Origin of the sequence: Novilysobacter antarcticus, assembly GCF_019802285.1 — a bacterium.
Lineage (GTDB): Bacteria > Pseudomonadota > Gammaproteobacteria > Xanthomonadales > Xanthomonadaceae > Novilysobacter > Novilysobacter antarcticus.
Map to the genome: position 1 here is coordinate 429,741 of NZ_JAIEUJ010000001.1, position 16,071 is coordinate 445,811.

The window sequence follows — 16,071 nt, forward strand, 5'->3', positions numbered from 1 at the left end:
AGCTTCTCGACCTTTCGTTCCTCCCCCATTTCGCCATTGCGTCGCTGCCCCGGGCACGATGCACGCTTCCGGATTTCCCCATGACTCCACAAGTTCCTGCCGGCCGCGATCGACTGCGTATCGCCATCCAGAAAAATGGCCGCCTTGCCGAGCCCGCGCGGGCCCTGCTTGCCTCCTGCGGCATGAGCTGGCGGGAAAGCCGCGACCGGCTGTTCTGTTACGGCGAGTCGCTGCCGGTCGATTTGCTTCTGGTGCGCGACGACGACATTCCCGGATTGATCGCCGACGGTGTCTGCGACCTGGGCATCGTCGGGCGCAACGTGATGGCCGAGCAGGATGGCGCGCGGCGGGCGTCCGGAGCGGCTCCGGCCTTCCGCGAGTGGCGGGCGCTGGGTTTCGGTGATTGCCACCTGGCACTGGCGATACCCGAAGGTGAGGAGTGGAAGTCGCCGGCGCAGCTGGCCGGCAAGCGCATCGCGACCAGCTACCCGGCGCTTCTGTCGGAATGGCTGGCGCGTGAGGGCATCGACGCCGAGGTGGTACTGCTGTCCGGTTCGGTGGAGATTGCACCGCGGCTGGGGCAGGCGGATGCGATCTGCGATCTGGTATCCAGCGGCGCAACACTGGCGGCAAACCAGTTGAAACCTGTGGTCACGCTGTTTGAGAGCGAAGCAGTGCTCGCCGGCCCGATGCACGAACTGGACGCCGCGCGTGGCGAGCTGGTGGACCTGTTGCTGCGGCGGCTGGATGGCGCGCTGCGTATCCGCAACAGCAAGCTGCTGTTGTTCCAGGCCACGCGTGAGAGCCTGCCGGAGCTGCTGCCATTGCTGCCCGATGCCGAGGCGCCGACGATCATGCAGGTGGACGGTGCGGATCGCCTGGCGCTGCAGGCGCTATGCCATGGCCACTTGACCTGGCAGCGGCTGGAGGATCTCAAGCGCGCCGGGGCCATGGGCCTGATGGTGTTGCCGGTGGAAGGGATGCTGGCATGAGCGGGGCATCCATCGCGGCGATCAGTCCGCAAAATCGCCTGCAGTGGAACGCGCTGGATCCGGCAGCACGCGCAAATGCGCTGAGGCGGCCGGCACAGGTCGATGGTGGGAAGACGGCAGCCGCGGTGGCGGCGCTGATCGAGGAAGTCCGGTTGGGCGGCGACGTTGCGCTGCGCGCGCTGACGGCCCGTTTTGACGGCGTTGATATTGATAGCTTCGCGGTGTCCGCGGACGAATTTGCGGCGGCACAGGCGCAGGTCGCGCCGGCCCTACGCGATGCCATCGTCGAGGCGGCGGCACGCATCGAGAAGTTCCACGCCGCCGGCATGACCCGACCCTACGCGGTGGATACCGCACCGGGGGTGCGCTGCGAGCGCGTGCTGCGGCCGATCCAGCGGGTCGGTCTGTACGTGCCGGCAGGCTCTGCGCCGCTGCCCTCGACAGCGCTGATGCTGGGTGTCCCGGCCCGCCTGGCCGGCTGCCCCGATGTCGTGCTGTGCACGCCGCCACGCGTCGACGGCAGCGTGGATCCCGCCGTGCTGGTGGCCGCGGCAACCTGCGGCATCGACCGGGTATTCAAGCTCGGCGGCGTGCAGGCCATCGCCGCCATGGCGCTGGGCACCGCGAGCGTGCCGGCGTGCGACAAGCTGTTCGGCCCCGGCAATGCCTACGTGACCGAGGCCAAGCGCCAGGTCGCGCAACTGGAGCGGGGCGTGGGCATCGACATGCCGGCAGGTCCCTCCGAGGTGCTGGTGATCGCCGATGCCGGTGCCAACCCCGATTTCGTCGCCGCCGACCTGCTGTCCCAGGCCGAGCATGGACCCGACTCGCAGGTGATCCTGATCAGCGATGACGCCGATCTGATCGAGCGCGTCATTGACCGGATCGGGATCCAGTTGCTGGAACTGCCGCGGCAGGAGACCGCGCGCCGGGCATTGCAGTCGGCCCGGATGATCCAAGTGGCCGCACTGGAGGATGCCTTCGCGATCAGCAATGACTATGCGCCCGAACATCTGATCCTCGCGCTGCGCGACGCCCGCCGCTGGTTGCCCTCGGTGAGCGTTGCGGGATCGGTCTTTCTGGGTGACTGGGCGCCCGAGGCGCTGGGAGATTACTGCAGCGGCACCAACCATGTGCTGCCGACCAGCGGAGCGGCGCGGTTCGTTGGCGGGCTCAACGTCGCCAGCTTCCAGCTTGCGATCACGGTGCAGGAAGTGGACCGGCAGGGCCTGCGCGCGATTGGTCCCTGCGCGGTCGAGCTGGCCAGCGCGGAGGGCCTGGACGCCCATCGCCTGGCCGTGTCACGCCGGTTGGATGCATCGTGAACGCGTCCCTTCGCGAAGGTGACCCGGTGCGACTGGTGCGAGCCGACCTCGCGGGTTTCGGGGGTTATGCGTCCGCCCGCACCGCCGGGTTGGACGGTGACACCTGGCTCAACGCCAACGAATCTCCGTGGCCCAATGCTGCCGATGCCGACGGTGCCCTGCGTCGCTATCCCGAGCCCCAGCCTGCTGCATTGCGCGCATTGTTGGCCGAACTCTACGGCTGCGACGCCGATCGCCTTCTGGTCGGGCGCGGCAGTGACGAGGCCATCGATCTGCTGGTTCGCGCGCTGTGCCGGCCCGGCGGCGACGCGGTGCTGATCACCCCGCCGACTTTCGGCATGTATGCGGTCAGTGCGCGCCTGCATGGCACGGCGGTGATCGAGGTTCCCTTGCTGGATACCGAAGCGTCGCGCAGGGAAGACTGGTTTAAAGCCGACTTTGCGGCCATCAGGCGCGCGGCAACCGCCGGTCCGGTGAAGATCGTGTTCCTCTGCTCGCCAGGCAATCCGACCGGCGCGGCACTGCCGTTGTCAGAGGTGGAAGCGCTCGCGCATTCATTGCAGGACCGCGCGCTGGTCGTGGTCGATGAGGCCTATGGCGAGTTCAGCGAGGTCGCCTCGGCGGCGTCCTTGATCGACCGCCAACCCAATATTGCCGTGCTGCGAACCCTGTCCAAGGCGCATGCGCTGGCGGGCGCCCGTATTGGCAGTGTGATCGCGGACGCCGGCCTGATCGCGGTGCTTCGGCGCTGCCAGGCCCCGTATCCCTTGCCGGCGCCCTGCATCGAGGTGGCCTGCCGGACGCTCGATGCCGAGGCTCGCGCGCGCACCGATGCCGGCGTTGCCGTGGTCCTCGCCGAGCGCGAGCGTCTGCGCGCGGCGCTGGCGCAAAGCGCGGCCGTCCGGCGGGCATATCCCTCGCAGGCCAACTTCCTGCTGGTGCGGTTCCATGATCCCGACGCGGCGATGGACCGCCTGCTCGACGCCGGCATTGTGGTCCGCGACCAGCGCGCCGCCACCGGGCTGGGCGATGCGCTGCGGATCACCGTTGGCACCCCCGAACAGAACAACCGCGTCATTGACGCCATCAACGACTTGGAGAGTACGCAATGAGTGGTCTGACGCCGATCCTGTTCGTGGACCGTGACGGCACCCTGGTCGAGGAGCCGGAAGATTTCCAGCTCGACAGCCTCGGCAAGCTGCGTCTGGTGGCGGACGTGGTGCCGGCGATGCTGAAGTTGCGCGATGCGGGTTACCAGTTCGTCATGGTCACCAATCAGGATGGTCTGGGCTCCGAGGCATTCCCGCAGGAGGCGTTCGACGGTCCGCAGCACCTGATGATGCAGATCCTGGAGAGCCAGGGAATCACGTTCCGCGAGGTGCTGATCGACACGAGCTGGCCGGCCGACAACGCGCCCACGCGCAAGCCCGGAATCGGCCTGGCCCAGCACCTGCTGAAGGACCGTGACATCGACTGGAAACGATCGGCGATGGTCGGAGATCGCGAAACCGACAACGGCTTCGCCCGCAACATGGGCATCCGTGCATTCCAGCTGCGCACCGAACAGTTCGGTGGCGAGTGGGATTGGCCCGGCATCGCCCATGAGCTGGCCGATGCGCCACGCCGTGCCGTGGTCACCCGCGACACCCGCGAGACACGCATCCGCGTCGAGGTTGACCTGGACCGGGTTGCCGAGCCGCAGGTGACGACCGGCTTGGGGTTCTTCGACCACATGCTCGAGCAGATCGGCAAGCATGGCGGTTTCGCCCTGAAGTTGGAGTGTGAGGGCGATCTGCATGTGGATGAACACCACACCATCGAGGACAGTGCGCTGGCGCTGGGCCAGGCGCTGCGCGAGGCGCTCGGCGACAAGCGTGGGATCGGCCGCTACGGATTCACCCTGCCGATGGACGAGACACTGGCGAGCGCTGCGTTGGACTTCTCGGGCCGACCCTATTTCGTATTCGAAGGTGATTTCCAGCGAGAGATGATCGGCGACATGCCGACCGAACTGGTGCCGCATTTCTTCCGCTCCCTGTGCGAAGGCGGCGGGATCAACCTCAACCTGTCGGTCAAGGGCGACAACGACCACCACAAAGTCGAGGCCAGCTTCAAGGCGCTGGCGCGCACGCTGCGCCAGGCGATTCGCCGCGAGGGCCGCGAACTGCCGAGCACCAAGGGCCGACTGTGAGCGCGACGGTTCTGGTCGATGCGGGTGGCGCCAACCTGGGGTCGGTGCGTTACGCGCTCGAACGGCTGGGCGCGGACCTGCGGGTCAGCCGCGATGCGGCGGAAATTGCCGCCGCGAGCCGGGTGATCCTGCCCGGTGTCGGTGCCGCGGCGTCGGGCATGGCGCTGCTTCGCGAGCGTGATCTCCTCAAGGTATTGCGCGAGCTGACGCAGCCGCTGCTGGGCATCTGCCTGGGCATGCAGCTGCTTTACGAGGGCTCCGAGGAGGGCGGCGTCGAGTGCCTCGGGCTGATTCCGGGCACCGTGCGCAAGCTGACCGCGTCACCTGCCCGCGACGGCAAGCCCGCCATCCGGGTGCCGCACATGGGCTGGAACACCCTTCAACTGCGCCAATCTGATCCGCTTCTGGCGGGCATCGGTGACGGCGCGCATGTGTATTTCGTCCACAGCTACGCTGCACCTGTTGATGAGCGGACCCTGGCCTCCTGCCAGCACGGCAGCCCCTTCGCCGCTGTGGTACGCAGCGGCAACCGCTACGGGGCGCAGTTTCATCCCGAGCGCTCGTCGACGGTGGGCATGCGCCTGCTGACCAATTTCCTCAAGATTCCTGCGTGAGTGTGTGCGTGCCTTCTGTGGGCATCGTCGCTGCAGCTCACCGTTGCTGATATCCACGATTTCCGGAGTTGATTCCATGCCTTCGCCCGATCCCCGTCCTTCAGCCGACCGCGCCATGACCCGGCCCGGCGCGGACGCCTTCGTCGTCTATCCCGCCATTGACGTGCGCAACTGCCGTGTGGTCCGTCTGCAACAAGGCGATTACGACCGCGAAACCCGCTATCCCGACCAGCCCGCAATCGTTGCCGCGCGCTATTCCGGGGCCGCGGCGACCTGGCTGCATCTGGTCGATCTCGACGCGGCGCGCGCCGGTGGCTACACCCTGCAGCCGCTGTTGCGCGAGCTGAAGCGGACCACGAACCTGCAGATCCAGACCGGTGGCGGCGTCCGCGCCGAGTCGGATGTCGAGGCGATCCTGGAGGCTGGCGCCGACCGTGTCGTGGTGGGTTCATTGGCCGTGCGCGAACCGGAACTGGTGATCCGCTGGATCCACCGCTTCGGCAGCGAGCGCATCACCGTGGCGTTGGATGCACGCCAGGACGAAGCAGGGCGCTGGCAGTTGCCGACCGCCGGCTGGACCCAAGCCAGCGATGTGTCGCTGGAATCATTGCTGTCGCGCTACGCCGGCGAAGGCCTGCGCCACCTGCTGTGCACCGACATCGCCCGTGACGGGATGATGGCCGGCCCCAACCTGGACTTCTATCGCCATCTGCTCGCGCTGGCACCGGACATGCAGTTGCAGGCTTCCGGCGGTGTGCGCGACACCGCCGACATCGTTGCCGCGCGCGACGCTGGCTGCAGCGGTGCGATCCTGGGCAAGGCGTTGCTGGACGGTCGGCTCGACCTGACCGCAGCACTGGCCGAGGAACGCCCGTGCTGAGCCGGCGCATCATTCCCTGCCTTGACGTCTCCGACGGCCGGGTGGTCAAAGGCGTGCAATTCCGCGGCCACGTCGATGTCGGCGATATCGTCGAGCTCGCCATGCGCTACCGCGACGCCGGGGCGGATGAGCTGGTGTTCTACGACATCACCGCCAGTCCGCAAGGACGGCACGTGGACAAGGAGTGGGTCGAGCGCATCGCGCGGGTCATCGATATCCCGTTCTGCGTCGCCGGTGGCATCCGCAGCGTGGCTGACGCGCGCGAGGTGCTGCACGCCGGCGCGGACAAGATCTCGATCAACACCCCGGCCCTGCAGCGGCCCGAACTTGTGGCCGAGCTGGCCGATGCATTCGGGGTCCAATGCGTGGTGGTCGGCGTGGACAGCCTTCGCGATGAGGACGGCCAGTGGCGTGTGCGCCAGTTCACCGGCGATGTGGAACGCACCCAAGCGCTGGCGAAGACCACCCTGGAATGGGTCGCACAGGTACAGGACCTGGGTGCGGGAGAGATCGTGCTCAACTGCATGGGCAGCGACGGCGTACGAGAGGGCTATGACATCGAACAGTTGCAGCGCGTGCGCGAAGTCTGTGCGGTGCCACTGATCGCGTCCGGCGGCGCCGGGGCCAGGGAGCACTTCCTCGATCTGTTCCGTCGCGTGGATGTTGACGGCGCGCTTGCCGCCAGCGTGTTCCACTCCGGTGCCATCGCCATTCCCCAACTCAAGCAGTACCTGCACGCGCAGGGCATCGAGGTGCGTCATGCCGTTTCCTGATCCCGAATCGCTCGCCTGGGACGCCGCCAGCGGTTTGTTGCCAGCGATCGTGCAGGACGCCGACACGCTGCGGGTGTTGATGCTGGGCTACATGGATCGCGCGGCGCTGCAGACCACCCGCGAGACCGGCAAGGTCAGCTTTTACAGCCGCAGCCGTCAGCAGGCGTGGACCAAGGGCGAGACCTCGGGCAATTTCCTCACCCTGGTCTCGATGCAGGCCGATTGCGACGATGACACCCTGCTGGTGCTGGCGCGTCCGCAGGGGCCGACCTGCCATCTGGACCGCACCAGTTGTTTCGCCGATGCGCCCGGCAGCTTCCTCGCCGAGCTCGACCAGCTCGTCCAGAGGCGCGACCTTGAGCGCCCCGCGGGGAGTTACACGACCAGCCTGTTTGAAGGCGGCATCCGGCGGATCGCGCAGAAAGTCGGCGAGGAGGGCGTGGAGACGGCGCTGGCCGCGGTAGCCGAGGGCGACGATGCGCTTTCGGGTGAGGCGGCCGACCTGATCTTCCATCTGCTGGTGTTGCTGCGCGCGCGAGGTCTCTCTCTGGAAGCTGCACTGAGCGTTCTGCGCGAGCGCCACCGCACCGATTGATCGCGTCGATGGGTTCGCGTCGCCGGCGCCGCTGCTAGGCTTCCCTTCCTGTCTCTGCAACGGAACGGCCCGGCATGTGTGCACCCCTCCCAACGTCAGCCTGTTCGCCCCGTCCGGACGCGACGGTCAGTCGGCCTGCGTTCGTGGCTCTGGCTCTGGCTGCGGCGCTGGCATGCTCGTGGCTGCTGCCAACCGCCCAAGTGGCAGCAGCGACCCAGAGCAACGCGGAGTTCTCCGGCGTGGTGTACGCCGACACCAACGAAAACGGCCGGCGAGACCCGGGTGAGCCCGGCGTGTCCGGGGTCAAGCTCTCCAACGGCCGCGACATCGTCCTCAGCGACGCCGATGGCAGCTACCGGATCCCCGTCCGTCCGGGCGACACGGTTTTCGCGGTCAAACCGGCGGACCGGGCGTTTGCCACCGGCGCTGACGGATTGCCTGCGTTCTGGCAGCACTACTTTCCCGCCGGCTCGCCCGCGCTGGAGTACGGCGGCATCCCCGCCGACAACCGGCTGAGCATGGACGTGGCGCTGCACGCCAGGAAGCCCCCGGCGGGCGATCTGGAGGTGCTGCTGATGGCCGACCCGCAGGTCAAATCGCTGGTTGACGTGGACTACCTCGACCGCGACATCCTCCACTCGATCCGCAAGGACGCCCCCGCGCAGCTCGGTCTGAGCCTGGGCGACATCGTTGATGACGACCTCTCGCTGTACCCGGCGATCAACGCACGCACCGCGGCCCTGGGTGTGCCCTGGCTGCACGCGCCGGGCAACCACGACATGGACCTGGACGCCGCCTCCGACGCGGAATCCACGCTCACCTTCCGCCGGCATTTCGGCCCGGACACCTTGGCGTGGGAAGAGCAGGGCACGGCGATCGTCCTGCTGGATGACGTCATCCACCTCCCGGGCGACGGCTACGTGGGTGGACTGCGTGAGGAACAGTTCGCCTTCCTCGAGTCCTACCTGCCCACGCTGGCTGATGACACGCGGCTGGTGGTGGGCGCGCACATCCCGTTTTTCAACACCGCGACCGCACCCGGGGCGGAGACCTTCCGCGTGGCCGATCGCCAGCGGCTGTTCCAGCTGCTGCAGCGCTTCGACAACGTGCTGTTGCTCAGTGGCCACACCCACGTCCAGCAGCACTTCCACCACGGTGCTGCGGAAGGCTGGAACGGGCGACATCCGCTGCACGAGTACAACGTCGGGGCGGCTTGCGGCGCATTCTGGTCCGGGGTCAAGGACGAGGCCGGCATCCCCGATGCGACGATGGCCGACGGCACGCCCAACGGTTACGCGCGGCTGAAGATCGGTCGGTCCGGCGACTACGCCCTGAGCTGGCATCCTGCGCGCCTGCCGGCGAACCAGGCCGAAATCACGGACGCCATGGCGCTGCACGCACCCCGGGTCCTGCGGCGCGGTGCCTATCCGGCCTGGGGTGTGTACGCCAACGTGTTCATGGGCATGGACCACAGCAAGGTCGAGTACCGCATTGACGGTGGCGAATGGAAGCCGATGCGCAAGGTGGTGCAGGCCGATCCCCGACTGCTGGCCGAGAATGTCCGCGACGACGAGGCGGACATGCTGCGCGGCTTCGACCGCTCGCCCGAAGCCAAGCCCAGTCGCCACCTGTGGCGTGGGGCGCTGCCGACCGATCTGACCGCCGGCGAGCACGGCGTCGAGGTGCGCACGACCGATCGCTGGATCGGCGAGCAGACAGCACGCACCACCTACCGGCTGCAGGACGCCTCGGAGTAAGCGCGAATCCGCAACGCGACGGAACGATCGTCATCGGCCGCGGCAGGAAACGCCTGGCCGCACAAGCCGCAGCGGCCGTCGGCCTCACTTCACCGGGTGGATACCTTCGAAGGATTCCAGCCGGCGATGGCCGTTGGCAGCCTCGGTGTCGCGCGGCTGCGGATAGTCCTCCAGACGATCGATCAGTACCGTGTCCATGCCTGCCGTACGCGCGGCGTCCAGCTCGGCGACCACGTCGGACAGGAACAGCACGCGCGCTGCCGGAACGTCTATCTCCGAGGCAATGCGGTCGTAGCTGCGGAAATCCCGCTTCGCACCGACTTCGGTATCGAACCAGCCCGAGAAGAGCCCGGTCAGGTCGCCGGCATCGCTGTGGCCAAAAAACAGCCGTTGCGCCGTCACGCTGCCCGAGGAGTACACGTACAACGGGATTCCGTCCGCGTGCCAGCGCTGCAGCGCCTGCGCCGCATCGGGGTAGATGTGCGCGGTGAAGTCGCCGTTGCGGTAACCGTCGGCCCAGATCATTCCCTGCAGGGCCTTGAGCGCGGTGTGCTTGCGGTCCTCGTCGATCCAGCCCTGCATCACCTCGCCGATCATGGCGTCCTGGCACATGCCGCCCAGCTCGGTGGCGACCAGATCCAGCCACTTGCGTACTGCCGGCTCATGCCCACGGACCTTGACGAAGGCGGGCAGGGCGCGGCGGGCAAACGGGAACAGCACCTCCTTGACGAAGGAGATGCTGCTGGTCGTGCCCTCGATATCGGTAAGGATCACCTGTGCAGGCTTGGTCATGGCGACTCGGCCGGTTCGTGGCGCGGAAAGCGCGTGGCGATGTCGGTGCCGGTGAAATGGCCGATCCAGCCGTCGGGCTGCTTGAAAAAGCGGATGGCGACGAAGTCCGGCTCCGCGCCCATGTCGAACCAGTGCGGCGTGCCGTCGGGCACCGAGATCAGGTCGCCCTTTTCGCACAGCACCTCGTACACCTTGTCATCCACATGCAGGGTAAACAGCCCGGAGCCGGCGACGAAGAACCGCACCTCGTCCTCCTTGTGGAAGTGCTCGTCCAGGAACGTCTTGCGGATTTCGGCGCGCTTGGGGTTGTCCGGCCCAACGCTGGCGACATCGACGCTCTGGAAACCGTGCTCCGCGACGAGGCGGTCGATGTCCGTCTTATAAGCGGCGAGGATCTTCTCGGGAGCGTCGCCGCCGCTGATCCGGTCGTTGGTTTCCCAGCGCTCGAATGTCACCCCGATGGCAGCCAGCTCGCGCGCAATCGCGGCGTGCTCGCTGATGGTTGACACCGCGTTGGCGGGGTCGAGGTCGGAAAAAATACGCAGTCGGCTCATCGTTGCAGCTTCCTCAGTTCCAGTTCGCATCCCAGCAGGAAATCGAACGCCTCCAGATGGCGGCGCGCCTCGGCCATGTCGCGGCCCCACGCATACAGGCCGTGGCCGTCGATCAGGTAGCCCCACATCGACTGCCGGTCCAGCAGCGCATCCACCTGGTCGGCGAGGGTGGGCATGTGCTGGCTGTTGGGCAGCACGGGCAGCTCGATCGCGGCTTCGTGGGTGGTGTTGCCGTGGAAGGCCTTGAGCATCTCATACCCCTCCAGCCGCACCTTGCCAGCCGGGGCATACAGGCGCGAGGCGACGGTCTGGTTCTGCGAGTGCGTATGCAGCACGCAACCGACCTCGGAAAAGCGGCGGTACAGGCGGGTGTGCAGCAGCGTCTCGGCCGAGGAGCGACGCTCGGTCGCCACTGCGTTGCCCTCCAGATCGACCACCATGATCCCGTCGGCGGTCAGTTGACCCTTGTTGCCACCGGACACGGTGATGGCTACATGGTGCGCATCCAGACGCTGGGAGAAGTTGCTGCTGGTGGCCGGGGTCCACCCGGCCGAGGCTATCTCGCGAACGTTTCGCGCCAGCTCATCGGCGCGCGCGGCAAACAGCTGCGGATCGTAGGGGTGTGGCTTCATCCCGCCAGTTTATCGGATGCCCGCGGCCGCGGCGCCCGCTTGTCCCCCGCCTCAGAGCACCACGTTCAGAAGCACCATCAGCACCAGCAGGGGCGCCACGATCCGCACCACCCAGCGCCATGTGGTGAACACCGCCGGCGAAATGCCTGCGAGCTGCTCGCGCAGCACCGTCTCCTTGAGCGCCCAACCGGCGAACAACGCGATCAACAGGCCGCCCAGCGGCAGCATGATGTCGTTGGCGACCAGCTCGATCAGGCCCATCAGGTCGCGGTCGAGCATGCGCACGTGCGACCAGATGTTGAACGAGAACACCGTGGCCAGACCGATCAGCCAGCACAGTCCGGCGACCATCAGCGAGCCGCGCTTGCGCGCAATCCCGCGGCGCTCGACCAGGAACGCGGTCGCCGGCTCGAGCAGCGAGATCGACGAGGTCCAGGCCGCCACGAACAGCAGACCGAAGAACATCAGCCCGTAGATGACGCCGCCTGTCATCACATCGAAGGCCAGTGGAAGGGAAGTGAAGATCAGGCCGGGGCCGCCGCCGTGCGGGTCAATGCCGAAGCCGATCACGATCGGGAAGATAGCCAGTCCCGCCAGCAACGCGATCGCGGTATCCGCCAAGGCCACGATGGCGCCGGTCTTGGGGATCGAGATGTCTTTGGGCAGGTATGCGCCGTAGGTCATCATCGTGCACATGCCCAGGCTCAGCGAGAAGAACGCCTGGCCCATCGCCGACATCATCATGCCGGCGTTGACCTTGGAGAAGTCCGGCTCGAACAGGAAGCTCGCCGCCTTGCCCAGGTGGCCGGTGGTGGCGCCATAGGCCACCAGCGCCAGCAGGGTCAGCAGCAGCGCTGGCATCAGGAAGCGCACCGCGCGCTCAAGGCCCTTCTCCACGCCCAACCCGACCACGCCCACGGTCAGGCCCATGAACACGGCATGCCATCCAGCCAGCTCCCACGGGTTTGCCAACAGGTCGGAGAAGGTCGCGGCCGGGTCGGTGATGTGGGCACCGCCGAAGGCCTGCATCAGGTACAACCAGCTGTAGTGCAGCGTCCAGCCGCCGACCACGCTGTAGAAGCTCAGGATCAGGATGCCGGCAACGATGCCGATCCAGCCGATGCTGATCCAGCCCTTGGCGGCACCGGTTTCCCTAGTCAGCGCCGCGAGGGTGGTGATCGGGCTGCGCCGGCCGTGGCGGCCGATCAGGATCTCGGCGATCAGGATGGGCAGCCCCACCAGGGCGATGCACATCAGGTACACCAGCACGAACGCGCCGCCGCCGTTGTCGGAGGCCAGGTAGGGGAACCGCCAGATATTGCCCAGACCGACAGCCGAGCCGGTGGCCGCGAGGATAAACGCGGTTCGCGAGGACCACATGCCGTGGATCGAGGTCTTTTCCATTCAAGCAGTACCTTGTTGGGGAGCGTTTAGCGGGCCGGCGAAGGAGCAGGCGCAGGGCCTGCGGCACGCGGCAGCATCAGGATCTTGAAGCCCGCGTAAGCGGAGACGACCGCAACCAGCGGGCCGACGAGGTTGAAGAACGCGTAGGGAAGGTAGTCCATCGTCGCCACGCCCAGGGTGGCCGCCATGTAGGCGCCACAGGTGTTCCATGGCACCAGCGGCGAGGTGATGGTGCCGCCGTCCTCCAGCGCGCGTGACAGATTGACCGGGGCGAGGCCGCGCCGCTTGTATTCCGGGGCGAACAGTCGACCGGTGAGTACGATCGCCATGTACTGGTCGGCGGCGACGATATTCGCGCCGATGGCCGTTGCCAGGGTGGCTGCAATCAGCGACCCCGCCGACCTGGCCGCCTTGAGCACGCTGCGGATCATCCGCTCCAGCAGTCCGGCCCGTTCCATGACGGCACCGAAACCCATCGCGCAGATGATCAGCCAGATCGTGTTGAGCATGCTGATCATGCCGCCGCGGCTGAGCAGGTCATCCACCGGGCCCACGCCGGTCTGGCCGTGGTAGCCGTCGAACATCGCCGTCCAGGCACCGGCCAGCAGCGCCATCGGCCGTGACAGGGCCTCGTTGTCGGCCAGCTGCAACACCACGTCGGGCTGGAAGATCACCGCGAACACCGCGCCCAGCAGGGCGCCGATCAGGATCGACGGGTACGCCGGGAAGCCGCTGATGGCCAGGGCGAACACCACCACCATCGGAATCAGCAGGTGCGCACCAAGTGCGAACTGCTCACCCAGGACCTGTGGCAGATCGCCGAAGGCCTGTTCTGTGGCCAGCTCGCGGGCCTCGCCCAGGCCGATCACGGTGAACAGGAGCAGGGCGATGACGATGCTCGGCACGGTCGTCCACAGCATGTGGCGGATATGCGAGAACAACTCGCTGCCCGCGGCGGCCGGAGCGATGTTGGTGGTGTCCGACAGCGGCGAGATCTTGTCGCCGAAATAACCGCCGGAGATCACCGCACCCGCCGTGACCGCCGGTGACATTTCCAGGCCATGGGCGACACCGATCAGGGCAACACCGAGGGTTCCGGCCACTGTCCACGAGCTGCCGATCACCAGTCCCACGATGGCGCAGATCAGGCACGCGGCGGGATAGAAATACGAGGGATGGAGCAGCTTCAGGCCGTACACGATCATCGTCGGCACGGTGCCGCTGAGGATCCAGGTGCCGATCAGCGCGCCCACCGCCAGCAGGATGAAGATCGGTCCGATTGCCAGCGAGATGCCGTGGACCATGCCTTCCTGGATGTCGTCCCACTTCAGCCCGTTGCGGATGCCGATGATCGCGGCGACACCGCCGGCCAGCATCAGTGATACCTGGTTGGCGCCCGAAGAGGCGTTGTCGGAGAACAGGTAAACGCCAGTCGCCAGGGCAATGGCGAGACACAGCAGGGGCAACAGGGCCTGGAGCAGCGATGGCTGGCGAACCGGTCTTGCGCTCATGCAGCCGACCTGATCAACACGCGAGTCTTTGACATGGATTCCCCAACGGCTGTTCAGTAGCGACGGTGGCTGCGTTCTGTCACGTCGCGCGAGCAGCGTGCGGGCCAGTGGCGGATCACCTTACCCCAGTGGCGAAACGGGCGGCAAGCCGCGCTCGAAAGTGGACGCGACGGGCATACTCCCCCCTCCCGGGACCACCCTGCACGTACGCAAAGGTATGGAAAACGCTTCAGAAATTGACATCTCCCGATTCCGACGTGAGCTGGAGGAGTACCGGCAGCGATGGCCCGGGGAAGGCGAGGTGGTTGCCCACTTCCAGGCCTTGTCGACGGACCCGCAGGATCCATTTTCGCGCTCTCGCCTGGCAGGCCACTTCACCGCATCGGCGTGGTTGGTGGATCGCAGTGGCACGCGTGTCCTGCTGACCCACCACCGCAAGCTGGAGCGCTGGCTGCAACTGGGCGGCCATGCCGACGGCGACCGCGACCTGGCCGCGGTCGCCCTGCTGGAAGCGCAGGAGGAGTCCGGTCTGCCGGATCTGCGCGTGGAGCGCACGCTGTTCGATCTGGACCGGCACTGGATTCCGGCGCGCGGCGAGGTGCCGGGCCACTGGCATTTCGACGCCCGCTACGTTGTGCGAGCCGGCGCCGATGAGCAGTACGTGGTCAGCGCCGAGTCACTGGACCTGGCGTGGCGGGACATCCGGCAGGTTGCCGACGGTGGCGATGGCGCCACCGTCGGAAGCTACGACGCCGCGTTGCAGCGCATGGCGCGCAAATGGCTGCAACGCCGGCGGACGGCGGATCAGTAGAGGATGCGGGTGCGCAACGTGCCCGGGATCGCCTTCAGCAGGCTCTTCAGCTCGTCGCCTTGCGCGCTCGTGGCGCTTACATCGATCACCACGTAGCCGACCTCCGGATTGGTGCGCAGGTACTGGCCATCGATGTTGAGGCCGAGCTGGGAGAAGATCTCGTTGATCCGCGACAGCACGCCGGGAACGTTGCGGTGGATATGCAGCAACCGCAGGCTGCCTTCGTGCCCGGGCAGGGTGACTTCAGGGAAGTTCACTGCCGACAGGGTGGTGCCGTTGTCGCTGTAACGGATCAGTTTTGCCGCCACCTCCAGGCCGATGTTGTCCTGCGCCTCCAACGTGCTGCCACCGACGTGCGGGGTCAGGATCACGTTGTCGATGCCCACCAGCGGACTGCTGAAGCGGTCCTGGTTGCTGCCCGGCTCGACTGGGAACACATCGACCGCGGCCCCACCGAGGCGGCCGTCCCGGAGCGCGGCGGCGAGTGCGTCCACGTCGACCACGGTGCCGCGCGCGGCGTTGATCAGGTGCGCGCCCTGGCGCATCCGCGCGATCTGCTCGGCGCCGATCATGTTGCGCGTGGCCGGCGTCTCGGGCACGTGCAGGGTCACCACGTCGCTGCGCTCCAGCAGCTCCTCCAGACTGGCGACCGGGTGCGCATTGCCCAACGTCAGCTTGTCCTCGATGTCGTAGAACAGCACATGCATCCCCAGGGCCTCGGCGATCACGCCGACCTGGGTGCCGATGTGGCCGTAGCCGACGATGCCGATGGTCTTGCCGCGCGCCTCGTGGCTGCCAGCGGCGCTTTTCGTCCAGCCGCCGCGATGGCAGGCGGCGTTCTTCTGCGGGATCCCGCGCAGCAGCATGATGGTCTCGGCGATCACCAGCTCGGCGACGCTGCGGGTGTTGGAGTAGGGCGCGTTGAACACCGGGATGCCGGCCAGCTCGGCGGCCTCCAGGTCGACCTGGCTGGTGCCGATGCAGAAGCAGCCAATCGCGATCAGGCGCTGCGCGTGGGCCAGGACGTCGGCCGTCAGGTGCGTGCGCGAGCGGATGCCGACGATGTGCGCCTCGGCGATCTCGCGCTTGAGCTGATCTTCCGGCAGCGCCTTGTCGTGCAGCACGACCTGCGAGTATCCGGCTTCGCGGAATCGATCAACGGCATTCTGGCTGACGCCCTCAAGCAACAGGACGCGGATGTCGGTTTTGGGGTAGGACGTCTTCTTGGTCACGGCGGCCG

General features: G+C 67.1%; 16 protein-coding genes. 10 read left to right on the top strand and 6 right to left on the bottom strand.

The window, feature by feature from the left end; translation table 11 throughout:
- Nucleotides 1–80 precede the first annotated feature (80 nt).
- The 9 genes from hisG (at nucleotide 81) to KZ491_RS02115 (ending at nucleotide 9,127) form a co-directional block, all read left to right on the top strand.
- On the top strand, nucleotides 81–992 hold the full coding sequence (gene hisG, locus KZ491_RS02075) for an ATP phosphoribosyltransferase (protein WP_222564195.1): 912 nt from the start codon (nucleotides 81–83) through the stop codon (nucleotides 990–992).
- A complete protein-coding gene (gene hisD / locus KZ491_RS02080; RefSeq protein ID WP_222564196.1) occupies nucleotides 989–2,317 on the top strand; it encodes a histidinol dehydrogenase in 1,329 nt (442 codons plus the stop codon). The genes hisG and hisD overlap by 4 nt, the downstream gene beginning before the upstream one ends.
- On the top strand, nucleotides 2,314–3,429 hold the full coding sequence (gene hisC / locus KZ491_RS02085) for a histidinol-phosphate transaminase (protein ID WP_343225511.1): 1,116 nt from the start codon (nucleotides 2,314–2,316) through the stop codon (nucleotides 3,427–3,429). Before hisD ends, hisC begins: the two co-directional genes overlap by 4 nt.
- Nucleotides 3,430–3,434: 5 nt before the next feature.
- The gene (hisB, locus tag KZ491_RS02090; RefSeq protein ID WP_222564707.1) at nucleotides 3,435–4,508 is read left to right on the top strand and encodes a bifunctional histidinol-phosphatase/imidazoleglycerol-phosphate dehydratase HisB; all 1,074 of its coding nucleotides are present in this window, start codon (nucleotides 3,435–3,437) and stop codon (nucleotides 4,506–4,508) included.
- Entirely contained in the window at nucleotides 4,505–5,122 is a 618-nt protein-coding gene (gene hisH, locus KZ491_RS02095) for an imidazole glycerol phosphate synthase subunit HisH (protein WP_222564197.1), read from the top strand. The genes hisB and hisH overlap by 4 nt, the downstream gene beginning before the upstream one ends.
- 115 nt (nucleotides 5,123–5,237) lie before the next feature.
- Nucleotides 5,238–6,002 carry a 1-(5-phosphoribosyl)-5-[(5-phosphoribosylamino)methylideneamino]imidazole-4-carboxamide isomerase gene (gene hisA / locus KZ491_RS02100; protein ID WP_222564708.1) on the top strand — a complete coding sequence of 255 codons (765 nt, stop codon included), beginning with the start codon at nucleotides 5,238–5,240 and terminating at the stop codon, nucleotides 6,000–6,002.
- Entirely contained in the window at nucleotides 5,996–6,775 is a 780-nt protein-coding gene (gene hisF / locus KZ491_RS02105) for an imidazole glycerol phosphate synthase subunit HisF (protein ID WP_222564198.1), read from the top strand. Before hisA ends, hisF begins: the two co-directional genes overlap by 7 nt.
- The gene (gene hisIE, locus KZ491_RS02110; protein ID WP_222564199.1) at nucleotides 6,762–7,370 is read left to right on the top strand and encodes a bifunctional phosphoribosyl-AMP cyclohydrolase/phosphoribosyl-ATP diphosphatase HisIE; all 609 of its coding nucleotides are present in this window, start codon (nucleotides 6,762–6,764) and stop codon (nucleotides 7,368–7,370) included. The genes hisF and hisIE overlap by 14 nt, the downstream gene beginning before the upstream one ends.
- A gap of 74 nt (nucleotides 7,371–7,444) precedes the next feature.
- The gene (locus KZ491_RS02115) at nucleotides 7,445–9,127 is read left to right on the top strand and encodes a calcineurin-like phosphoesterase C-terminal domain-containing protein (RefSeq protein WP_222564200.1); all 1,683 of its coding nucleotides are present in this window, start codon (nucleotides 7,445–7,447) and stop codon (nucleotides 9,125–9,127) included.
- Between the two features lie 84 nt (nucleotides 9,128–9,211).
- On the opposite strand, the gene mtnC is transcribed toward KZ491_RS02115, so the two are convergent.
- The 5 genes from mtnC to nhaC are packed head-to-tail and all read right to left on the bottom strand — an operon-like array spanning nucleotide 9,212 to nucleotide 14,020.
- On the bottom strand, nucleotides 9,212–9,919 hold the full coding sequence (gene mtnC / locus KZ491_RS02120) for an acireductone synthase (protein ID WP_222564201.1): 708 nt from the start codon (nucleotides 9,917–9,919) through the stop codon (nucleotides 9,212–9,214).
- Nucleotides 9,916–10,473 (bottom strand): 1,2-dihydroxy-3-keto-5-methylthiopentene dioxygenase, encoded by a 558-nt coding sequence (locus tag KZ491_RS02125; protein ID WP_222564202.1) that lies wholly within the window; start codon nucleotides 10,471–10,473, stop codon nucleotides 9,916–9,918. The genes mtnC and KZ491_RS02125 overlap by 4 nt, the downstream gene beginning before the upstream one ends.
- Nucleotides 10,470–11,105: a methylthioribulose 1-phosphate dehydratase gene (locus KZ491_RS02130; RefSeq protein ID WP_222564203.1), complete on the bottom strand. Its 636-nt coding sequence runs from the start codon at nucleotides 11,103–11,105 to the stop codon at nucleotides 10,470–10,472. Before KZ491_RS02130 ends, KZ491_RS02125 begins: the two co-directional genes overlap by 4 nt.
- 51 nt (nucleotides 11,106–11,156) lie before the next feature.
- Nucleotides 11,157–12,509, bottom strand: coding sequence for a sodium-dependent transporter (locus KZ491_RS02135; RefSeq protein ID WP_222564204.1), 1,353 nt, complete (start codon nucleotides 12,507–12,509; stop codon nucleotides 11,157–11,159).
- Between the two features lie 26 nt (nucleotides 12,510–12,535).
- Nucleotides 12,536–14,020, bottom strand: a complete 1,485-nt coding sequence (gene nhaC, locus KZ491_RS02140) for a Na+/H+ antiporter NhaC (protein ID WP_222564205.1) — start codon at nucleotides 14,018–14,020, stop codon at nucleotides 12,536–12,538.
- 217 nt (nucleotides 14,021–14,237) lie between these two features.
- On the opposite strand from nhaC, the gene KZ491_RS02145 reads away from it, so the two are divergent.
- Nucleotides 14,238–14,831 carry an NUDIX hydrolase gene (locus KZ491_RS02145; RefSeq protein WP_222564206.1) on the top strand — a complete coding sequence of 198 codons (594 nt, stop codon included), beginning with the start codon at nucleotides 14,238–14,240 and terminating at the stop codon, nucleotides 14,829–14,831.
- On the opposite strand, the gene serA is transcribed toward KZ491_RS02145, so the two are convergent.
- Nucleotides 14,825–16,063, bottom strand: coding sequence for a phosphoglycerate dehydrogenase (gene serA, locus KZ491_RS02150; RefSeq protein WP_222564207.1), 1,239 nt, complete (start codon nucleotides 16,061–16,063; stop codon nucleotides 14,825–14,827). The genes KZ491_RS02145 and serA overlap by 7 nt on opposite strands.
- Nucleotides 16,064–16,071: the final 8 nt, after the last annotated feature.